Annotated in this window: 21 protein-coding genes and 1 pseudogene; 11 read left to right on the forward strand and 11 right to left on the reverse strand. The window is 69.8% G+C overall.

Annotated features, from left to right (window positions below; genetic code table 11):
- Positions 1-16: 16 nt before the first annotated feature.
- Positions 17-916: a 1-aminocyclopropane-1-carboxylate deaminase/D-cysteine desulfhydrase gene (locus tag ACH47Z_RS12740; protein WP_399073229.1), complete on the reverse strand. Its 900-nt coding sequence runs from the start codon at positions 914-916 to the stop codon at positions 17-19.
- A 247-nt stretch (positions 917-1,163) separates the two neighbouring features.
- On the opposite strand from ACH47Z_RS12740, the gene ACH47Z_RS12745 reads away from it, so the two are divergent.
- The 4 genes from ACH47Z_RS12745 (at position 1,164) to ACH47Z_RS12760 (ending at position 4,652) form a co-directional block, all read left to right on the forward strand.
- Positions 1,164-2,570 carry a family 2B encapsulin nanocompartment shell protein gene (locus tag ACH47Z_RS12745; protein WP_399073230.1) on the forward strand — a complete coding sequence of 469 codons (1,407 nt, stop codon included), beginning with the start codon at positions 1,164-1,166 and terminating at the stop codon, positions 2,568-2,570.
- 112 nt (positions 2,571-2,682) lie between these two features.
- Positions 2,683-3,858 (forward strand): family 2 encapsulin nanocompartment cargo protein polyprenyl transferase, encoded by a 1,176-nt coding sequence (locus ACH47Z_RS12750; RefSeq protein WP_399073231.1) that lies wholly within the window; start codon positions 2,683-2,685, stop codon positions 3,856-3,858.
- Between the two features lie 201 nt (positions 3,859-4,059).
- A complete protein-coding gene (locus ACH47Z_RS12755) occupies positions 4,060-4,392 on the forward strand; it encodes a DUF952 domain-containing protein (RefSeq protein ID WP_399073232.1) in 333 nt (110 codons plus the stop codon).
- 44 nt (positions 4,393-4,436) lie between these two features.
- Positions 4,437-4,652: a hypothetical protein gene (locus tag ACH47Z_RS12760; protein WP_399073233.1), complete on the forward strand. Its 216-nt coding sequence runs from the start codon at positions 4,437-4,439 to the stop codon at positions 4,650-4,652.
- Here ACH47Z_RS12760 and ACH47Z_RS12765 read toward each other — a convergent pair.
- The 3 genes from ACH47Z_RS12765 to ACH47Z_RS12775 are packed head-to-tail and all read right to left on the reverse strand — an operon-like array spanning position 4,649 to position 6,272.
- A complete protein-coding gene (locus ACH47Z_RS12765) occupies positions 4,649-5,392 on the reverse strand; it encodes a VOC family protein (protein ID WP_399073234.1) in 744 nt (247 codons plus the stop codon). The two genes, ACH47Z_RS12760 and ACH47Z_RS12765, sit on opposite strands and share 4 nt — an antisense overlap.
- Positions 5,393-5,435: 43 nt before the next feature.
- Positions 5,436-5,852, reverse strand: coding sequence for a VOC family protein (locus ACH47Z_RS12770; RefSeq protein ID WP_399073235.1), 417 nt, complete (start codon positions 5,850-5,852; stop codon positions 5,436-5,438).
- A gap of 15 nt (positions 5,853-5,867) precedes the next feature.
- Positions 5,868-6,272, reverse strand: a complete 405-nt coding sequence (locus tag ACH47Z_RS12775) for a helix-turn-helix transcriptional regulator (RefSeq protein WP_399073236.1) — start codon at positions 6,270-6,272, stop codon at positions 5,868-5,870.
- A 139-nt stretch (positions 6,273-6,411) separates the two neighbouring features.
- On the opposite strand from ACH47Z_RS12775, the gene ACH47Z_RS12780 reads away from it, so the two are divergent.
- From ACH47Z_RS12780 to ACH47Z_RS12790, 3 genes are all read left to right on the forward strand, one after another.
- Positions 6,412-7,566, forward strand: coding sequence for an anion permease (locus ACH47Z_RS12780; RefSeq protein WP_399073237.1), 1,155 nt, complete (start codon positions 6,412-6,414; stop codon positions 7,564-7,566).
- A gap of 17 nt (positions 7,567-7,583) precedes the next feature.
- Complete coding sequence (locus ACH47Z_RS12785; protein WP_399073238.1) at positions 7,584-7,808, forward strand: hypothetical protein; 225 nt, start codon at positions 7,584-7,586, stop codon at positions 7,806-7,808.
- A 503-nt stretch (positions 7,809-8,311) separates the two neighbouring features.
- Positions 8,312-8,920, forward strand: coding sequence for a superoxide dismutase (locus ACH47Z_RS12790; protein WP_399073239.1), 609 nt, complete (start codon positions 8,312-8,314; stop codon positions 8,918-8,920).
- A gap of 70 nt (positions 8,921-8,990) precedes the next feature.
- On the opposite strand, the gene ACH47Z_RS12795 is transcribed toward ACH47Z_RS12790, so the two are convergent.
- Both ACH47Z_RS12795 and ACH47Z_RS12800 read right to left on the reverse strand, forming a co-directional pair.
- A complete protein-coding gene (locus ACH47Z_RS12795; protein ID WP_399073240.1) occupies positions 8,991-10,685 on the reverse strand; it encodes a purine-cytosine permease family protein in 1,695 nt (564 codons plus the stop codon).
- A gap of 480 nt (positions 10,686-11,165) precedes the next feature.
- Positions 11,166-12,248, reverse strand: coding sequence for a substrate-binding domain-containing protein (locus ACH47Z_RS12800; RefSeq protein ID WP_399073241.1), 1,083 nt, complete (start codon positions 12,246-12,248; stop codon positions 11,166-11,168).
- A gap of 110 nt (positions 12,249-12,358) precedes the next feature.
- Between ACH47Z_RS12800 and ACH47Z_RS12805 the strand changes: the two genes are divergently transcribed.
- Positions 12,359-12,814: a MarR family winged helix-turn-helix transcriptional regulator gene (locus tag ACH47Z_RS12805; RefSeq protein ID WP_399073242.1), complete on the forward strand. Its 456-nt coding sequence runs from the start codon at positions 12,359-12,361 to the stop codon at positions 12,812-12,814.
- A 21-nt stretch (positions 12,815-12,835) separates the two neighbouring features.
- Positions 12,836-13,396, forward strand: a pseudogene (locus tag ACH47Z_RS12810) (class I SAM-dependent methyltransferase); the annotation flags it as partial.
- Positions 13,397-13,665: 269 nt separating this feature from the next.
- Here the strand turns inward: ACH47Z_RS12810 and sodN are convergent.
- Positions 13,666-14,061, reverse strand: coding sequence for a superoxide dismutase, Ni (gene sodN / locus ACH47Z_RS12815; protein ID WP_399073243.1), 396 nt, complete (start codon positions 14,059-14,061; stop codon positions 13,666-13,668).
- A gap of 145 nt (positions 14,062-14,206) precedes the next feature.
- Between sodN and sodX the strand changes: the two genes are divergently transcribed.
- Positions 14,207-14,641 (forward strand): nickel-type superoxide dismutase maturation protease, encoded by a 435-nt coding sequence (gene sodX / locus ACH47Z_RS12820; RefSeq protein WP_399073244.1) that lies wholly within the window; start codon positions 14,207-14,209, stop codon positions 14,639-14,641.
- On the opposite strand, the gene ACH47Z_RS12825 is transcribed toward sodX, so the two are convergent.
- Complete coding sequence (locus ACH47Z_RS12825; RefSeq protein ID WP_399073245.1) at positions 14,545-15,174, reverse strand: CGNR zinc finger domain-containing protein; 630 nt, start codon at positions 15,172-15,174, stop codon at positions 14,545-14,547. The genes sodX and ACH47Z_RS12825 overlap by 97 nt on opposite strands.
- Before the next feature lie 100 nt (positions 15,175-15,274).
- On the opposite strand from ACH47Z_RS12825, the gene ACH47Z_RS12830 reads away from it, so the two are divergent.
- A complete protein-coding gene (locus ACH47Z_RS12830; protein ID WP_399073246.1) occupies positions 15,275-16,033 on the forward strand; it encodes a class I SAM-dependent methyltransferase in 759 nt (252 codons plus the stop codon).
- A gap of 59 nt (positions 16,034-16,092) precedes the next feature.
- Here ACH47Z_RS12830 and ACH47Z_RS12835 read toward each other — a convergent pair whose 3' ends face one another.
- Genes ACH47Z_RS12835 through ACH47Z_RS12845 form a run of 3 tightly spaced genes read right to left on the reverse strand, consistent with a single transcriptional unit; the run spans position 16,093 to position 18,791 of the window.
- Positions 16,093-16,845, reverse strand: a complete 753-nt coding sequence (locus ACH47Z_RS12835; RefSeq protein WP_399073408.1) for an amino acid ABC transporter ATP-binding protein — start codon at positions 16,843-16,845, stop codon at positions 16,093-16,095.
- A 14-nt stretch (positions 16,846-16,859) separates the two neighbouring features.
- Positions 16,860-17,792, reverse strand: a complete 933-nt coding sequence (locus tag ACH47Z_RS12840) for an amino acid ABC transporter permease (RefSeq protein ID WP_399073248.1) — start codon at positions 17,790-17,792, stop codon at positions 16,860-16,862.
- A 36-nt stretch (positions 17,793-17,828) separates the two neighbouring features.
- On the reverse strand, positions 17,829-18,791 hold the full coding sequence (locus ACH47Z_RS12845) for an ABC transporter substrate-binding protein (protein WP_399073249.1): 963 nt from the start codon (positions 18,789-18,791) through the stop codon (positions 17,829-17,831).
- Between the last annotated feature and the right edge of the window lie 229 nt (positions 18,792-19,020).

Consider the following 19,020-nt stretch of genomic DNA (forward strand, 5'->3'; position numbering starts at 1 on the left):
GGTGGAAGAGGGAGCCCTAGGCCGGCGGGAAGGGGCGTCCGGTGATGACGGCGGCGAGTGTCGTCCCGCGCGCGTAGGCGCCTTCTTCGGCGAGGGCGACAAGTCCGTAGAGCAACTTGGCGACATAGAGACGTTCGACGGGCAGCCCGTGGCGGTCCTCGAAGTCCTGCGCGAACGCGTGCAGTTCGGGTGTCGTGCGCGCGTACCCACCGAAATGGAAGCGCTCGTCGAGGGACCAGTCGCCGCTGCGGCCGCCGAAGGCACGTTCCTGCAGAGCCTGTATGTCGCCCTCCAGGAAGCCGCCCCTGAGGACCGGTACGCCGAGCGCCCGCTGCCCGGGAGCCAGTCCCGCGGCCAGTCCCGCGAGCGTGCCGCCGGTGCCGCAGGCGACGGCCACGACGTCGGCGTGCCCGCGCAGCTCCTCACCGAGGGCCCGGCAGCCGTGTACGGCCGCGCCGTTGCTGCCGCCCTCCGGCACGACGTACGCCCCCTCGGCACCGGCCGCGCGCAGGATCGCGGCCAGGGTCTCCGGCTCGGTCTTACGACGGTACGTCGACCTGTCGACGAAGCGCAGCCGCATACCGTCGGCCGCGCACCGGGCCAGCGACGGGTTGAGCGGCCGGCCGGCCAGCTCCTCGCCGCGGACCACACCGGTGGTCGCCAGGCCCAGCAGGCGGCCCGCGGCGGCGGTGGCCCGCAGATGGTTGGACCAGGCCCCGCCGAAGGTGACCAGCGGCCGGCCCCGCGCCGCCGCGATGTTCGGCACCAGCTTGCGCCATTTGTTGCCGATCAGCTCCGGGTGGATCAGATCGTCCCGCTTGAGCAGCAGCCGCAGACCGCGCCGCTCGAACCGCTCGTCCCGCACTTCCTGGAGGGGGGACGGGAGGCGGGGGCGGAGGGCGGCGGGGCTGGTCACCGCTTCATTGTCGCGCGGCGTCACTCCTGGACATGTCGTTCGCACGCCGTGCGAGCCGATCCGGACAGAATGCGGGCACGGAGAGGCCGTCGGCGCTGTACAAGGGCCCTCCTTATGCCCAGCAGTCAAATGATCCATTCCCGCTCTTTCGGGTAATGGCGACGGCACGATTCGTGATGGAAGGCTCGCTCCCGAGACCGGTGCGCGTGCGATTCGGCACCGGGCATACATGGGAGGTCATTTCCTTATGTCGGTAGGCGAAGAGGTCCGCACGGATCAGGACAAGCCGCAGCAGTCCCTCGGGACGGCGGCCGCGCGGAACCTGGCCACGACCACCAAGTCCGTCCCGCAGATGCAGGAGATCAGCTCCCGCTGGCTGCTGCGCACACTCCCGTGGGTCGACGTGCACGGCGGCACGTACCGCGTCAACAGGCGCCTGGCGTACACCGTCGGCGACGGCCGCATCACCTTCGTGAAGACCGGTGACCAGGTCGAGGTCATCCCGGCCGAACTGGGCGAGCTGCCGGCCCTGCGCGCGTACGAGGACGAGGAGGTGCTGACGGAGCTGGCCCGGCGCTGCCGCCAGCGCGACTTCGCACCCGGTGAGATCATCGCCGACTTCGGCAACCAGACCAATGAGGTGTACCTGCTGGCGCACGGCAGGGTCGAGAAAGTCGGCACCGGCCCCTACGGCGACGACGCGGTCCTCGGAGTCCTCGCCGACGGCGCCTACTTCGGCGAGGCGGCCCTGCTGGACCCGGACGCCATCTGGGAGTTCACCGTCCGCGCGGCCACCCCGACCACGGTGCTGATCCTCAGCCGCCAGGACTTCGAGCAGGTCGCCGAGCGCGCGGACAGCCTGCGCGAGCACCTCGAGCAGCAGCGCGCGGTCCCCGAGCAGCGGACCAACAAGTACGGCGAGAAGGAGGTCGAGCTGGCGGCCGGTCACAGCGGCGAGCCCGACATCCCGCACACCTTCGTCGACTACGAGCCCCGGCCCCGCGAGTACGAGCTGAGCATCGCCCAGACCGTGCTGCGCATCCACACGCGCGTGGCCGACCTGTACAACCAGCCGATGAACCAGACCGAGCAGCAGCTGCGGCTCACCGTCGAGGCGCTCAAGGAGCGCCAGGAGCACGAGCTGATCAACAACCGCGAGTTCGGCCTGCTGAACAACTGCGAGTACGACCAGCGGATCCAGCCGCACGACGGCGTGCCCAGCCCGGACGACATGGACGAGCTGCTCAGCCGCCGCCGCAGCACCAAGCTGTTCCTCGCCCACCCACGCGCGATCGCCGCCTTCGGCCGCGAGCTGAACAAGCGGGGCCTGGTCCCGGAGACCGTCGAGATCAACGGCAACCGCATTCCGACCTGGCGCGGTGTGCCCATCTACCCGTGCAACAAGATCCCGGTCACCCCGGAGCGCACCACGTCGATCATCGCGATGCGCACCGGCGAGCAGGACCAGGGTGTCATCGGCCTCCGTCAGTCGGGCATTCCGGACGAGATCGAGCCGAGCCTGTCCGTGCGGTTCATGGGCATCAACGAACAGGCCATCATCAAGTACCTCGTGACGGCCTACTACTCGGCCGCCGTGCTGGTGCCGGACGCGCTCGGCGTGCTGGAGAACGTCGAGATCGGCCGGTGGAGGTGACGTTTCCGCACTTCGCGGCCGTGTTCCCGCCCAGCCGGGCGGGTAGACCCTCCCCACACATGGCCGGCCGGGCCGGCGACGCCGGCGTCCGTGGACCTGGCGAGGGGGAGACATGGCCGAGTTCATGACGGAGACCGAACAGCGTTCCCCCGCCGTGCCGCACCCCGGCACGGCGGGGAACACGCGGGGGAGGCAGCGGGAGACAGCGCACGGCCACACCGGTCCGGGCGAGGGCACGGAGAGCACGGAGGGAGCCGAGGGGCAGGAGGCCGCGGCGCTGCTGGAGCGCACCAGGACCCTGGTCGACCCCGAACTGCGGGCGGCCGTCGGGTCGCTGCCCGGCTCCATGCGGCGGATCGCGCTCTACCACTTCGGCTGGCAGCACGCCGACGGCACCCCCGCGGCGGGCAACGGCGGCAAGGCCATCAGGCCGGCGCTCGTCCTGGCCGCGGCCGCCGCCCTCGGCGGACCGGCGGCCCGTACGGCGGCCGTTCCGGCGGCCGTGGCGGTCGAACTGGTCCACAACTTCACGCTGTTGCACGACGACGTGCTGGACCGGGACACCTCCCGCCGGCACCGGCCCACCGCCTGGACCGTGTTCGGTGCCGCCGACGCGATCCTCGCCGGGGACGCCCTGCTGGCGCTGGCGCTGCGGCTGCTCGCCGAGGACACGCACCCGGCCGACGGCCCCGCCGCGGCCCGGCTCGCTACGTGTGTGGTGGAGCTGTGCGCCGGGGAGCACACCGACACGGACATGGAGCACCGCGCGCCGCACGAGGTCACCCTCGACGAGGTGCTCGCCATGGCCGAGGCCAAGACCGGCGCGCTGCTGGGCTGCGCCTGCGCCCTCGGCGCGCTGTACGCGGGCGCCGGGCCGCAGGAGGTGGCCGCGCTGGACGGCTTCGGCCGCCAGGCCGGGCTCGCCTTCCAGCTGATCGACGACGTCATCGGCATATGGGGAGACCCGCGGCGCACCGGAAAGCCCGCCGGTGCCGATCTCGCGGCCCGTAAGAAGTCGTTGCCGGTGGTGGCGGCGCTGTCGTCCGGCACCGAGGCGGCGGCCGAACTGGCCGAGCTGTACGGCAAGCCGTATGTCGCCGGGGACGCCGAGGGCATCGCGCGTACGGCTCTCGCCGTGGAGCGGGCGGGCGGCCGGGACTGGGCGCAGGCCGAGGCGGCCGACCGGATGGCCCGCGCCGTACAGGAGCTGGCCCGTGCGGTCCCCGACGCCGAGGCGGCGGGCGGTCTGCTGGCCCTCGCCGAGTTCGTGACCCGGCGCACCAGCTGAGCGCCGCCGGCGACGGCGGCGGAGAAGACCCCGGAGCTCCGGTCCCGTGCGGCTCCTGACCCCGCACGGTCACCGGGGCTCCGGCCGGGCGGGCCCCGCACATCCCCACAGTGTGCGGGGCCCGCCGTTGTGCCCGGGGCGCGTGTGCGGGGCACTCGAAAACCTCGTGGACCCGGACTGCCGACGCCGTACCGTGGGCGTATGCCGAAACTGCCCCGGATCTTCCACATCACCGAACGCTCCCTGTGGGAAGCGGCCCGCGAGCGCGGCACCTACGAGCTGTCGACCCGTGGCCGCACCCTCCAGGAGGAGGGCTTCATCCACTTCTCCACCCGCGAGCAGCTCCCGCGCATCGCCGACTTCCTCTACGGCGGCTACGACGGCCCGGACGAGCTGGTCGTCCTGGTCGTGGACCCTGCCCTGGTCGGCGTACCGGTGAAGTACGAGGCGATGGAGCCGGACGGCGAGGAGTTCCCGCACGTGTACGGACCGCTGCCGGCCGAGGCCGTGGTGGAGGTGGAGCCCTGGGGGTGACCCGGGCGGGGGGAACGTGCCGCCGCACGTGGTGGCGGTGGGCGGTGACGGTCTGGGCGGTCGCCGTGGCCGCGGGCGGAGCACTCACGCTCGTGTTCCGGGACGATGCCCGGCCGCCGGGGCCGTACCGCTGGGAGCGCGTGGACGAGTCCAGCCCGCCTGCCCTGCCGGGTGGTTCGCCCCGGCCCCTGCGTGACTACCTGCGGGAGCGCGGACCCTGCCCGACCCCGTCGGCCGGACAGGCCGTCACGTGCCGTTAGCGACCGGCGGCCGGCAGGCCGCCCGTCTGTGGGTCGCGGCCGGTCAGGCAGTAGAGGCCGCCGGCCGGGTCGCGCATCACCGACCAGTGGGGGCCGTGGGACACCGGGACGGCCCCCAGTTCCTCGTGCCGGGCGCGGACCGCGGGGATGTCCGCGCAGGCGAGGTCGAGGTGGGCGGAGGCGGGGCGCTCGGTGTCGAGGCGCTGGAGCAGGATCCGTACCGGCAGTCCGGCCGGCGGCCGCAGCACCTCGAACTCCGGCCGGGACCCCTTCAACCGCTCCCAGCCGGTCAGCGCGGCCCAGAAGTCCGACTCGGCGGCGTACGCGGACGGCGGGATGTCCAGGCACACCTGGTCCAGCCGGCTGCCCGCCACCACCGGCGGCCGTACCGCCTCGCCGTGCCGGAGCACCAGGCAGAACAACTGCCCGGCGGGGGAGCGCAGTACGACCCAGCCGCCATGGTCCGCCACGACGTCCGCGCCGAGTTCGCGCGCGGTCGCGAGCGCCTCCCGCACGTCCGCCACGCACAGGTCGAGATGGGCGCCGCCGTCCCCCTCGGCGACCCCCTGGAGCTTCACGCACGCGTCCGCGCCCGCGTTCGGCAGCAGGGTCGTGAACTCGTCCCGCTCGCCCCGGGGTTCGGACAGCCGGGTGCCGGTGACCGCCGTCCAGAAGGCGCCGGCCTCGGCCAGCCGGTCGGCGGGGCGGTCGACGAAGGCGTACGTCCAGCGAATGATCACGTGCCGGAGTGTAGGCGCGGATTCCCGGCACGTCCCCGGGGTTTCACTCCGCGGGCCGCTGGAGGAAGCGCAGCTGGTTGCCCGCCGGGTCCCGGAAGGCGCAGTCGCGCACGCCGTACGGCATGTCCGTCGGTTCCTGGATCACCTCGGCGCCGGATTCCTGGACGCGGGCGAAGAGGGCGTCGCAGTCCTCGGTGGTGAAGTTGACCCCGCGCAGCACGCCCTTGGCCAGCAGCTGCTCCATGGCCTCCCGGTCGGCGGGAGAGAGGTCGGGGTTCGCCGCGGGCGGCTCCAGGACGATCGACACGTCCGGCTGCAGCGGCGACCCGACGGTCACCCACCGCATCCCCTCGTACTTCACGTCGTTGCGGATCTCCAGGCCCAGGACGTCGCAGTAGAAGGCGATCGCCTTGTCGTGGTCGTCGACGGCGATGAAACAGGTCTGAAGTTTCAGGTCCATACGTCCAACCTAAGGTCAGTACCGGCGATCCGTCCGTCTCGGGCGCATGTACGCTCGCGCCACGCAGGGCGGGATCGCCGCGCTCTCCTCGTGCGAGCGGGCCCGATAGGAGCTCGGTGTCTCGCCGACCAGCTCCGTGAAGCGGGCGCTGAACGAGCCGAGCGACGTACAGCCGACCGCCATGCACACCTCGGTCACCGTCAGATCGCCCCGGCGCAGCAGTGCCTTGGCCCGCTCGATCCTGCGGGTCATCAGATAGCTGTACGGCGTCTCCCCGAAGGCCTTGCGGAAGCTGCGCTGGAAGTGGCCGGCGGACATATGGGCGCCCCGGGCCAGCTCGGTCATGTCGAGCGGCTCGGCGTACTCACGGTCCATCCGGTCGCGCACGCGGCGCAGCCGTCTCAGGTCCTCCAGGGTCACGTCCACAGCTTGGCACAGGGCACTGACACCGGGATATGCAACGTTTCCACACAGGAACACACAACAGACTTCCCCATCTTCGACACGCCGTTCGCCCGCAGTTCTCCGCGCATTGGCCGGCCCTTGCCAGCCTTGGGGAATGGATCACATCACGTTCCTCGTGGCGGTCGTCATCGTCACGGCGCTGGCCTTCGACTTCACGAACGGGTTCCACGACACCGCGAACGCGATGGCCACCTCCATCGCCACCGGTGCGCTCAGACCACGCGTAGCGGTTCTGGTCAGCGGGATCCTCAACATCGTCGGGGCGTTCCTGTCCACCGAGGTCGCCAAGACGATCTCCGGCGGAATCGTGGACGACACGCTCGTCAGCCCGGCGATGATCTTCGCGGGGCTGGTCGGGGCGATCCTGTGGAACCTGGTGACCTGGCTCGCCGGACTGCCCTCCAGTTCCTCCCACGCCCTCTTCGGCGGGCTGATCGGCGCGGTCTGGGTGGGCGCGGGCTCCCACGGTGTGCACTTCGACAAGGTTGTCGAGAAGGTGCTCATCCCCGCGGTGGCCTCCCCGGTCGTGGCCGGTGTGGCGGCGCTGGTCGCCACCTACCTCGCCTACCGGCTCTCCGCCCGCACCCGCCAGGACTCGGTGACGAAGGGCTTCCGCCTCGGCCAGATCGCCTCCGCCTCCCTGGTCTCCCTCGCGCACGGCACCAACGACGCGCAGAAGACCATGGGCGTGATCACGCTGACCCTGATCTCGGCGGGCGCGCTGCACCACGACGCCGGTCCGCCGGTCTGGGTGATCGGCGCGGCGGGCCTGGCCATCGGCCTCGGCACCTACCTGGGCGGCTGGCGGATCATCCGCACCATGGGCAAGGGCCTGGCGGAGATCCAGTCCCCGCAGGGCTTCGCCGCCGAGACCTCCTCCACGGCGGTGATCCTCACCTCCGCCCACCTCGGCTTCGCCCTGTCCACCACCCAGGTCGCCTCCGGCAGCATCCTCGGCGCGGGCCTGGGCCGCCGGCTCGCCGAGGTCCGCTGGGGCGTGGCCGGCCGGATGGTGCTGGCCTGGCTGATCACGCTGCCCTCGGCAGCGCTGGTGGGCGGCCTCGCGGCGAGCGTGGTCAAGCACGGCGGCAACGTCGGTACGGCGGTCATCGCCCTGGTCGCCCTGGCCCTCGCCGCCGTCATCGTCGCCGCGTCCCGCCGTAACCCGGTGCGCGCCGACAACGTCAACGACCACCACGAGGTCACCCTCCGCACCCCGGCCCCGCCCAACGTCGGCTCGGCCGCCTGAACCCCCAGGAGCCCTCCATGCACGTGGACTGGTCCGCCCTCGGCCGCGTCGCCGCGGTCAGCCTCGGCGTCACCGTCGCCGTGGTCGTCGTCTTCACCTTCGGCGTCCTCGGGCTGTCCCGCGCCGAAGCCGAGAGCGGCGGCGGCAGCACCGTCGGCCGTGCCCAGGCCGCCCTGTGCTTCCTCGCCTGCGCGGCGGTGGTGGCGTACGGGATCTATCTGATCGTGCCGCAGTTCCACTGAGGCGGCGCGCACCAGCAGGGGCCCGGTCGGTGAACCGACCGGGCCCCTTTTCAGATGGGTCAGAGGGGTGATTGGTGGCGATGGGGTGCGACGGTCTTCATCGAGTGACCTGCGGACTGTGTGTGGACTGCAGGACCGAAGTGCTGCTGCACGGCTCCCCCGTTGCGCACCGACGGTGTCAGTCGGCTGCTGATCGGCCGGGCGAAGGCCGGCGGTCCACTTCTCCTCGATACGGCCCAGCTTCCACACCATGCCTACGGTGCGGCTTACGGCCCGCCGCGGCCGCGTGGGAACGGGGTCGGCCGGGCCGGCGGGTGCCGGGTGAGAAGACGATCACTCTCCGGGAAGGATGCGCCGGACGGAGGGCGCTCGGATGCCGAAGACTGACGGGCCGACCCCGTCACAGATCATGCTGATGCATTGCTTTAGTTGTTGCAACCTCTTCGCAATAGAGGCATAGGCTGTCCCCGGACGATCACCCACGTGGAAAGGGGACGTGCCTGATGGGCACCTACACGCTTCCCGACCTGCCCTACGACTACGCCGCGCTGGAGCCGGCCATCACGGGGCAGATCCTGGAACTGCACCACGCCAAGCACCACGCCGCCTACGTCAAGGGCGCAAACGACACCCTGGAGCAGCTCGCCGAGGCCCGCGAGAAGGACCAGATCACACCGACGGGCCTGGTCGGCCTGGAGAAGACCTTCGCCTTCAACCTCTCCGGCCATGTTCTGCACTCGATCTTCTGGCAGAACCTGTCCCCGGACGGCGGCGACCGCCCCGACGGGGCGCTCGGGGATGCCATCGACGAACACTTCGGTGGCTTCCAGCAGTTCAAGAAGCAGCTCACCGTGGCCACCGCCTCCGTGCAGGGATCCGGCTGGGGCGTGCTCGCCTGGGAGCCCCTCGGTAAGCGGCTGATCGTGGAGCAGGTCTACGACCACCACGGCAACGTCGGCCAGGGCAGCACCCCGCTGCTGGTCTTCGACGCCTGGGAGCACGCCTACTACCTGCAGTACAAGAACGTCCGGCCCGACTACGTCACCAAGCTGTGGGACCTGGTCAACTGGGAGGACGTCGCCGCCCGGTACACCGACGCGACCGGCGCCTGATCGAGCAAGCGCTCCTGGCCCGCGTCGAGGGACGCGGGCCAGGAGCGGCGACGCAGGTGCGCGACGGTGGTCAGTCCGTGGCCCGTACGGTGGGCATGGCCAGTGAGACCGGGCCGGTGGCGCTGCCACTCTTGCAGGAGTCGTGGCAGTCCTTCTCCAGGCTGCAGCACAGGGAGCAGATGGCGCCCTGGTGGAAGGGGCAGTTCGCGACGTCGGGCCGCTCGAAGTCGGTCGTGCACACGGTGCAGGTCAAGGTGGCCGCCGACGGCAGCCCGTCCCCGCCGAGCAGCGGCTCGTCGAGGTCGTCGAGGCGGGCGATGTAGTACTTGCCCTTGGTGGCCACCGCGAACAGCGGGGAGAGCACCATGGCCAGGAAGAGCGCGATGAAGGGGGAGTACGCCTTGCCGTAGGCGCCGAAGGCGTTGAAGTACGCGGCGATGGAGACGGCGGAGGCGATCAGCATCGAGCCGAAGCCGACGGGGTTGAAGTTGTACAGGTGGGCGCGCTTGAACTCGATGTACGACGGGCTGAGCTTCAGCGGCTTGTTGATGATCAGGTCGGCGACGACCGCGCCGATCCAGGCGATGGCCACGTTGGAGTAGAAGCCGAGCACCGTGTTGAGGAAGCCGAAGACGCCGCCCTCCATCAGCGCGAGCGCGATGCCGACGTTGAGGAAGATGTAGACGACCCGGCCCGGGTGGCGGTGGGTGAGCCGGGAGAAGAAGTTCGACCAGGACAGCGAACCGGAGTACGCGTTCGTCGAGTTGATCTTTATCTGGGACAGGATCACGAAGAACGTCGCCAGGCCCAGGGCGACCGGCGCGGCGAATGTCTTGAAGCCGTGGACGTACTGCTGGATCGGTTCGTTGGCCTTGGCCAGGCCCACGCTGCCGGCGATGTAGAAGGCGAGGAAGGCGCCGCCGATCTGCTTCGCCGCGCCGAGGACGACCCAGCCCGGACCGGCGCTCAGCACCGCGCTCCACCACTTCCTGGCGTTTTCTGGCGTCTTGTCCGGCATGAAGCGCAGGTAGTCGACCTGCTCACCGATCTGCGCGATGAGCGAGAGGGCGACACCGGCGCCGGCGCCGATGCCGAGCATGCTGAGGGAGGAGCCGGTCGGCGAGTTGCCGGCGAAGTGGGTGAACTGCGAGAACTTCCCCGGCTCCTGGATGGCGATCGACACGAACGGCGCGACCATCAGCACCAGCCAGACCGGCTGCGTCCACACCTGCATCTTCGACAGGGCGGTCATGCCATAGATGACCAGCGGCAAGATGATCAGCGAGCAGATCAGGTAGCCGACGGCGAGCGGGATGTGCAGGCCCAGTTCCAGGGCCTGGGCCATGATCGAGCCTTCGAGAGCGAAGAAGATGAAGGTGAAGCTGGCGTAGATGACCGAGGTGAGGGTCGAGCCCAGGTAGCCGAAGCCCGCGCCCCGGGTCAGCAGGTCCATGTCGATGGAGTACTTCGCCGAGTAGTACGAGATCGGGATACCGGTCAGGAAGATGACCACCGCCGCGGCGAGGATCGCCACCATCGCGCTGGAGAAGCCGTTGGAGATCGCGATCGACCCGCCGATGGCGAAGTCCGCGAGATAGGCGATACCACCCAGGGCGGTGGTGGCGACCACGTAGGGGGTCCAGCGGCGGAAGGACTTCGGCGCGTAGCGCAGCGAGTAGTCCTCCAGTGTGTCGTTCTGTGCCCAGTTGTTGTACGTCCGTCCGCTCGCCGTCGCCGGCGCCTCTTTGTCGACGATCTCTGTCACGACTCTTTCCTCTTCCGCACGCAGGGTCACAACCCGGACGACCCCGGGTGTTGCACGGAAGAGTCCCGGCGTATTGTTTCTCACGCGTTTCGCCCCCTTTAAAAAGGGGTTCTTCGGGAGGTCTTTTTGTGACGCGCGTAGAATTCGGCAACAGGGAATTCTGCTTTGCTCTGATTCCCCGCTCAAGATGGACTCTGAGCTGGCCCTTTGTGTTGGCGCTCGCGGTTTCCGGGCAGGGCTTGTTGGATTTCCCGGGAGAGAAGACAATGCCCCGAAATGGGGCGCGAAAGTCCCCATCTGAGGCGCATCGGCTTCCGTGGTTGCATGCGGTCTCGGGGTTCCATTGCACGGATGGAGGCGAGTAGCTTGAACCGCTTGATGCTTCCCATAGAAAGTATTTCCGTGGCGGGGTATTGTCAACGGACAGCCGGGACAACGCGCTGAAGGGTGCGCTGACCAGCGCAAACGGAGGGCAGGGGGTCAGAGTTGGGCGACGATGTCGAAGTCGAAGGCGTCCGCCCGTGCCAGGTACAGCCGTTGGTCGAGATGGTTACCGCGCAGCCGCAGCACGCCCCGCGGCCCCTCGTACGCGACCGTGTCGCCCGCCGCGCACATCGCGCGCACGTCCAGCGACCGGGCCCGTTCGGCCAGCGCTGCCAGCAGCCGCAGACCCTCGAAACACGACTCGCCGAGGCTGCCCACGACCGGTGCCTCCACGCCGAACCGGGCCGCGTAACGGCCGCTGAAATGCAGGCTCTCCGCGGTGGCCAGCGTCTCGAAGTACCCGGCCGCGGCCCACAGCCCCTCGGTGCCCCCCGCGCCCGTGGCCAGCAGAATGTTCTCGTCCATGTGGGTGCTCAGCCGCAGGCACCGCTGGTGCAGTCCGTACGCGGAGAATGCCCGGTTGAAGCGCACCGCGTCGTCCCCGACCAGCAGCATCAACACCGCGTCCGCCTGGCATCGCTCGATGCGGCGCAGCACCGGCTCGAACTCGTATGTGCCCAGCGGCACGAAGACCTCGTCCCGCACCCGACCGCCGCAGGCCCGGGCGTACCGGCGCGCACCCCGGGCGGTCACGCGCGGCCACACGTAGTCGTTGCCCACCGTGCACCAGCGCCGCACGCCGGCCTCCTCGGCCAGCACCCGCATCGCCGGCAGCAACTGGGCCGCGTCGGTCTCCCCGGTCAGGAACACCCCAGGGGTGTCCTCGCCGCCCTCGTACTGGGCGGTGTAGACGTACGGCACCCGGCCCGCGATGCGCGGCACCAGCGCCCTGCGCACCGCCGAGGTGTGCCAGCCCACCACCGCATCCACGGCGCCCAGCGACACCAGCGCCTCGACCTCGGCCGCCACGCGCTCCGGCGGCGCCCCGCCGTCCACCACGATCAGCCGGACCTCCCGGTCCAGCACGCCGCCCGCCGCGTTCAGCTCCTCGGCGGCCAGTTGCGCGGCCAGTTCGCACGAGGGGCCGAAAACCCCCGCCGGCCCCTGCAACGGCACGACCAGAGCCACGGCCAGCGTCCTGCTCAAGCCGCCGTTCCTCGCCGGTGGCACCGGATACACCAGACCACCTCCGTGAGGGCATTGGGCACGCGGATCCCGGTCCCGGCCCCAGCGCCCTCGCAGAGGCTCGTAATTTGTCCGAACAGTAGACCTACCGGAAGGACACGGCAATGCCGTCCGAACCGTCGCCGGACCTCGCCCACCTCCTGAGCCACGCCGAGCGGCGCCTCGTCCAGCGCCTGGCCACCGTGCTGGCCGAGGAGGGCTGCTCGGTCGAGCAGTGGCGCGTCCTGTCCTGCGCCGCCGACGGCCAAGGCCACCCGATGACCGAAATCGCGGACCACGCCCTTATGCCGGCGCCCAGCCTGACCAAGCTCGTGGACCGCATGGTCGCCGACAACCTGGTCCATCGGCGTCCCGACCCCGCCGACCGCCGCCGGGTCCTTCTCTACCTGACCCCTCGCGGCCGCATCCTCCATGGCCGGGCCGCCCACCGCGTCCGCGCCGATCAGACCCGGCTCCTCGACGTCATCAACGACCGCGGCGAACTCGTCCGGCTGCTCCCTCTGCTGACGGCAGCCCTCGACGCGCAGCCCGCGGCCGTCACGACGGAGCGGCGAAGCTGATCAATCGCGAGTGCGATCAGGGACATCGCTCCTGGCATCCTCGCCGGTGTCCCTGGCCCGGTCGCCGTTGCTGACGCCACCCGCTTGCCGCCGGCCACGGAGAGCATCGACGCGGCCTTGGCGCTGCACATGCTGTACCACGTCCCCGACATCCCCCGGGCGGTCAGGGAGCTGTCCCGGGTCGTCGCCCCTGACGGGGTGGTGATCGCCTCCACCAACAGTGACCGGGACAAGTCCGAACTCGACGACCTGTGGCGGCGGGCCGTCGGCGACGTGCTCGGCACCGGACGCGGCCCGGCGCGCATCTCGCTCAGTGCCCGCTTCTCCCTGGAGAAGGCCCCGGCCTTCCTGGGGGAGGAGTTCGGCCAGGTGGAGACGATCGAACTGCCCGGCACCATCACGGTTCACGATCCGGAGCCCGTCATCGCGCACATGGCCTCGTACCGGGCCTGGGCGGACCAGCACGATGTGCCCTTCGACGCCACGATCGAGCGGGCCCGCACGATCCTGGTCGATCACATCGCCCGGCACAGGGCCTGCGAGGTCACCTGCCTGGGCGGCATCATCGTCTGCCGTCGCTGAGGGCCGCCCCCGCTACCGTTGTCGCTCCGACCTGCGCCACTTCTTCGCCTGCGCCCTCATCGCCGGCGGGGCGAGCGTCAAGCAGGTCCAGCTGGTCCTCGGTCACGCGTCCGCCGTCATCACGCTGCGGATCTACGCCCACCTGTGGCCGGGCGAAGAAGACCGCACCCGGACCGTCATGGACGCCGTGCTCGGCGGCCTGCGGACCGGGTGCGGACAGGGAGACACTGCAACCAAAGAAACTGCAGGTCAGAAGGCGTAAAAGAAGATCAAGCCTTCTTCGTCTCCCAGAAGATCCGGTCGATCTCGGCGATGAGCTCGAGCGCCTTCTCACCCGTCTTCGGGTCGGTCGACGCCTTGGCGGCCGACAGGGCCTTCAGGGTGTCGTTGACCAGCTGGTGCAGCTCCGGGTACTTCTCGAAGTGCGGGGCCTTGAAGTAGTCGCTCCAGAGGACGGAGACGTGGTGCTTCGCGAGCTCCGCACGCTGCTCCTTGATGACGGCGGCACGCGCCTGGAAGTGCGGGTCGTCGTTGCCGGCAATCTTTTCCTGGATGGCCTTGACGGACTCCGCCTCGATGCGGGCCTGGGCCGGGTCGTACACGCCGCAGGGCAGGTCGCAGTGGGCGCTGACCTTGACCTTGGGGGCAAACAGGCGGGAAAGCATGGAGCATTCCTTCCTCGTGATCGTCTTCTCAGGTGCGACATTACTCCCTGAGGAAGGCGATTTCTCGGGCGCCCCCTGGGGCTTAGGACAAAAGTCCAGGGTGAGACTGAGACTGGTGGAGGAACGGACCGGGGAGGTGCCGGGGATGCCGGAGCTGTCGCAGGAGACCGAACGGGGGAGGGCGGTGGCGCCGTTCGGGCTGGCCGAGGTCACGGGTCCGTCCATGGTGCCCACGCTGCGGCACGGCGACCGGCTGCTGCTGCGGTACGGGGGCACGGTCCGGCCGGGGGACGTCGTCGTACTGCGGCATCCGTTCCAGCAGGACCTGTTGGTCGTCAAGCGTGCCGTGGAGCGGCGCGAGGGCGGCTGGTGGGTGCTCGGGGACAACCCGTACGCGGGCGGGGACAGCACCGACTACGGCGTCGTACCGGACGAACTGGTGCTGGGCAAGGCGTACTTCAGGTACCGGCCGCCGGCGGCCGGTCAGCGCTCGCCGCTGGCGCTGGTGCGCTGGGCGTTCTCGGCCGCGAGGCCGCTGCTGCCGGACCGGTCGGCCTCGAGGCGCTTGCGGGCCCGGTAGGCGGCCACGTTGGCGCGGGTCGCGCAGCGGTCGGAGCAGTAGCGCCGGGAGCGGTTGGTGGAGGTGTCGAGAAAGGCGTTGCGGCAGGGGGCCGCCTCGCACAGGCCAAGGCGGTCCACGCCGTACTCCGTCAGGTGGAACGCCAGGCCCATCGCCGCGATGGCCGCGTAACCGGCGGTGGCGTTGGACGGGTGGTCGGCCAGGTGCATGTGCCACAGCGGGCGGCCGTCCTCGTCCCGGTAGTCGTGGCCGGAGATCTGGGGGCTGACCGGGAACTCCAGGAGGAGTGAGTTCAGCAGGTCCACCGCGAGGGTCTCGTCGCCCTGGTCGGCCGCCTCGAAGACCGCGCGGAGCCGCGCCCGTACCGAGCGGAAGCGTGTGACGTCGGCGTCCGTGGCGCGGCGGGCCGCCGACGCGTTGACGCCGAAGAGATCGCGGACGGCCTCGACCGAGGTCAGGGAGTCCTTCCCCCGGGCCGGTTCCTCGCTGTTGACGAGACGTACGGCGTAATCCGAGTAATAGGCCAGTTCCACTTGTAGTCCTTACGGGGGCGCTTTATGGTCGTGTCTGCGGTCGGGTAACAGCCGGTCGTGCTTCCAGGGTATTACGCGTCACGAGGGGAGTTGGGGTTCCATGACCACGAGTACCGGAACGGACTGGGCGGCCTGGCAGAAGAGCTGGGACCGGCAGCAGGAGTGGTACATGCCGGATCGCGAGGAACGCTTCCGGATCATGCTCGACATGGTCGAGGCGCTCGTCGGTACGGCCCCGCGCGTCCTCGACCTCGCCTGTGGCACCGGCAGCATCACCGCGCGGGTGCTGGCCCGCTTCCCGGAGGCCACCAGCACCGGCGTCGACCTCGACCCGGCCCTGCTCGCCATCGCGCGCGGCACCTTCGAGGGCGACGACCGTGTCTCCTTCGTCACCGCCGACCTCAAGGACCCCGCGTGGACGGCGGAGCTGCCGTACGACGCGTACGACGCCGTCCTGACCGCCACGGCCCTGCACTGGCTGCACAGCGAACCCCTCGCGGCCCTCTACGGTCAGGTCGCGGGGCTGGTCCGCGACGGCGGTGTCTTCATGAACGCGGACCACATGATCGACGAGAGCACGCCCCGGATCAACGCGGCCGAGCGCGCCCGGCGGCACGCCCGGATGGATCAGGCCAAGCGGGACGGCGCCGTGGACTGGGCCGAGTGGTGGCAGCTGGCGGCCCAGGACCCGGTCCTCGCCGAGCCCACCGCCCGCCGCTTCGAGATCTACGGCGAGCACGCCGACGGCGACATGCCCTCGGCCGCCTGGCACGCGCGCGTGCTGCGCGAGAAGGGCTTCGGCGAGGCCCGGCCGGTGTGGTGCTCGCCGTCGGACACGCTGCTGCTCGCGGTGAAATAGCAGCGGAAACAGGCAGCAGGGGCGGTACGGAAGTCCGTACCGCCCCTGCTCGCACTCGGTCAGAGGACCTTCGACAGGAACGACTGCGTCCGCTCGTGCTGAGGGTTCGTCAGGACCTCGCGCGGATGGCCGGATTCGACCACCACGCCCTCGTCCATGAAGACCAGGCTGTCGCCCACCTCGCGGGCGAAGCCCATCTCGTGGGTGACGACGACCATCGTCATGCCGGACTCGGCGAGGTCGCGCATGACGTCCAGGACGTCGCCGACCAGCTCCGGGTCCAGGGCCGAGGTCGGCTCGTCGAACAGCATCAGCTTCGGGTCCATCGCCAGCGCCCGGGCGATCGCCACGCGCTGCTGCTGGCCGCCGGAGAGCTGCGAGGGGTAGTGCCCCGCCCGCTCGGCCAGGCCCACGCGCTCCAGCAGCTGCATGGCCCGCTCCCGGGCCTCCGCCTTGCTCTGGCCCTTCACCTGCACCGGCGCCTCCATGACGTTCTCCACGGCCGTCATGTGCGGGAACAGGTTGAAGCGCTGGAAGACCATGCCGATGTCCCGGCGCTTCATGGCGACCTCGCGGTCACGCAGCTCGTACAGCTTGTCGCCCTGCTGGCGGTAGCCGACCAGCTCGCCGTCGACGTACAGCCGCCCGGCGTTGATCTTCTCAAGATGGTTGATGCACCTGAGAAACGTGCTCTTGCCCGAGCCGGAGGGGCCGATGAGGCAGAACACCTCGCCCGGCTTCACCTCCAGGTCGATGCCCTTGAGCACCTCGACCTGGCCGAAGGACTTGTGCACGCCCTCGGCCTTGACCATCAGGTTCTGCTCGGTCATGCCGTGACCTTCCTGCTCGAGAAGGTCGTCAGGTGGGACCTGACCTTCTGCCACGGAGTGGGCGGGAGGCTGCGGCTGGAACCGCGGGCGTAGTACCGCTCGACGTAGTACTGGCCGACGCTCAGCACGGACGTCATGATCAGGTACCAGGCCGCGGCGAGGAAGTACATCTCCACCGGGGCGCCGGAGTTCTGGCCGATGTCCTGGGCGTAGCGGAACAGCTCGGGATACTGGACGGCCGCCACGAGTGAGGTCGTCTTCAGCATGTTGATGACCTCGTTGCCCGTCGGCGGCACGATCACGCGCATCGCCTGGGGGATGATCACCCGGCGCAGGGTCTTGCCGTGGCTCATGCCGAGGGCGTGGGCCGCCTCGGTCTGGCCCTCGTCCACCGCGAGCAGGCCCGCCCGGCAGATCTCGGCCATGTACGCCGCCTCGTTCAGACCCAGGCCGAGCAGCGCCGTCAGCAGCGGCGTCATGAAGTTCGACCAGTAGTCCTTGTAGAACGGCATCAGGTTGATGTACTCGAAGACCAGGCCCAGGTTGAACCAGAGGAACAGCTGGACCAGGACCGGCGTGCCGCGGAAGAACCAGATGTAGAACCAGGCGATCGACGAGGTCACCGGGTTCTTCGACAGCCGCATCACCGCGAGGACGATGCCGCCGACGATGCCGATCAGCATCGACAGCACCGTCAGCAGCAGGGTCTTGGAGACACCGGTCATGATCCGGTGGTCGAAGAAGTAGTCCGGCACCGCGTGCCAGTTGATCTTGCCCTGGCCGAACGCGTAGATGATCGCGACGAGGATCGCGATGGCGACGACGGCGGTGACGTAGCGTCCGTAGTGCCGTACCGGAATGGCCCTGATGGCCTCCGGGCCGGCCGGGGGAGCGGTCTCCTCCTCGGCCGTCTTCTCTATGTCAGTCACGGGTGTTGCCTCTCAGTGGCCGCTTCGGCGTGCGGGTCACTTGCCGCCGTTGATGACGGACTCCTTGACGGCGCCGTCCTGGGCGCCCCACTTCTCGAGGATCTTCTGGTACTCGCCACTCTTGATGATCGCGTCCATCGCGGCCTGCAGGGCGTCACGCAGCTGGGTGGCCTTCTTGGCGACGGCGATGCCGTACGGGGCCGCCTCGACCTGCTGGCCGACGATCTGGAAGTCCTTGCCGCCGCCGGAGGTCTTCACCGCGTACGCGGCCACCGGGAAGTCGGAGGAGGCGGCGTCCACACCGCCCGAACGCAGCCGGGTCTGGGACTGCTGGTCGTCGTCGAAGGGCTCGATGGTGAGCTTCTTGCCGCCCGGACACTTCTTGGCCTCCTGCTTGGCCAGGTCCTCCGAGACGGTGCCGCGCTCCACGGCGATCTTCTTGCCGCACAGGTCGGTCCAGCCGTTGATGCCCTGGGTGTCGCCCTTGCGCGTGTAGATCGAGACACCGGCGGTCAGGTAGTCGACGAAGTCGACGCCCTCGCCGACCTTCTTGCCCGTGTCGGGGTCGACGCCCTGCTGGCGGTTCTTGTTGTCCGTCATCGCGGACATCGCGATGTCGTAGCGGCCCGAGCGCAGGCCGGTGAGCAGGCCGTCGAAGGTGCCGTTCTCGAAGGTCAGCTTCACGCCGAGCTGCTTGCCCATGGCCGCCGCGAGGTCGGGGTCGAGGCCGGTGACGTTGCCGGAGGAGTCCTTGAACTCCACGGGGGCGTACGCGATGTCCGAACCGACCTTGATCTCGCCCTTGCCCCGGATGTCGGCGGGGAGCTTGGCGGCGAGCGGGGCGCCGCCGACGGAGGAGCCGCTGCCGGAGTCCTTGCTCTTGTCCTTGGTCTGGTCACCGCAGCCGGTGAGCAGCAGGGCGCCCGCGACCGCGATCGCACCCACCGCGGCCAGACGGGAGTGCGCGGCGGTCGTACGGCGGGTGGAGCTTGCGGTCATCGTGGTTCCTCCGGCAGATGGGAACAGGTGAAAGACGTGCCGATGGGTCGACGGGAACACGCACCTTCGGGTGTCTCGACCTCGTGGGGTTTACGGCATCTTGCCATTCGGACTACGCCGTTCAGGGTGGTGACTATGTCAAAATCGCATAACGGGTGACCCCCGAACCGTATAGGTCGGCGCAACAACGGTCCTTGACCGCCGAACCATCTGCGGGGATCCAGCACTC

This window comes from Streptomyces sp. NPDC020192, assembly GCF_044388685.1.
Taxonomy (GTDB): Bacteria; Actinomycetota; Actinomycetes; order Streptomycetales; family Streptomycetaceae; genus Streptomyces.

Excerpts from the sequence above, each read along its gene's own strand:
- sodX (WP_399073244.1), top strand. The coding sequence starts at position 14,207 with ATGCCGGAGCTGTCGCAGGAGACCGAACGGGGGAGGGCGGTGGCGCCG.
- ACH47Z_RS12785 (WP_399073238.1), top strand. The coding sequence starts at position 7,584 with ATGCACGTGGACTGGTCCGCCCTCGGCCGCGTCGCCGCGGTCAGCCTC.
- ACH47Z_RS12750 (WP_399073231.1), top strand. The coding sequence starts at position 2,683 with ATGGCCGAGTTCATGACGGAGACCGAACAGCGTTCCCCCGCCGTGCCG.
- ACH47Z_RS12745 (WP_399073230.1), top strand. The coding sequence starts at position 1,164 with ATGTCGGTAGGCGAAGAGGTCCGCACGGATCAGGACAAGCCGCAGCAG.
- ACH47Z_RS12835 (WP_399073408.1), bottom strand. The coding sequence starts at position 16,845 with ATGGTCAAGGCCGAGGGCGTGCACAAGTCCTTCGGCCAGGTCGAGGTG.
- ACH47Z_RS12830 (WP_399073246.1), top strand. The coding sequence starts at position 15,275 with ATGACCACGAGTACCGGAACGGACTGGGCGGCCTGGCAGAAGAGCTGG.
- ACH47Z_RS12805 (WP_399073242.1), top strand. The coding sequence starts at position 12,359 with ATGCCGTCCGAACCGTCGCCGGACCTCGCCCACCTCCTGAGCCACGCC.
- ACH47Z_RS12845 (WP_399073249.1), bottom strand. The coding sequence starts at position 18,791 with ATGACCGCAAGCTCCACCCGCCGTACGACCGCCGCGCACTCCCGTCTG.
- sodN (WP_399073243.1), bottom strand. The coding sequence starts at position 14,061 with ATGCTTTCCCGCCTGTTTGCCCCCAAGGTCAAGGTCAGCGCCCACTGC.
- ACH47Z_RS12770 (WP_399073235.1), bottom strand. The coding sequence starts at position 5,852 with ATGGACCTGAAACTTCAGACCTGTTTCATCGCCGTCGACGACCACGAC.
- ACH47Z_RS12790 (WP_399073239.1), top strand. The coding sequence starts at position 8,312 with ATGGGCACCTACACGCTTCCCGACCTGCCCTACGACTACGCCGCGCTG.
- ACH47Z_RS12755 (WP_399073232.1), top strand. The coding sequence starts at position 4,060 with ATGCCGAAACTGCCCCGGATCTTCCACATCACCGAACGCTCCCTGTGG.
- ACH47Z_RS12780 (WP_399073237.1), top strand. The coding sequence starts at position 6,412 with ATGGATCACATCACGTTCCTCGTGGCGGTCGTCATCGTCACGGCGCTG.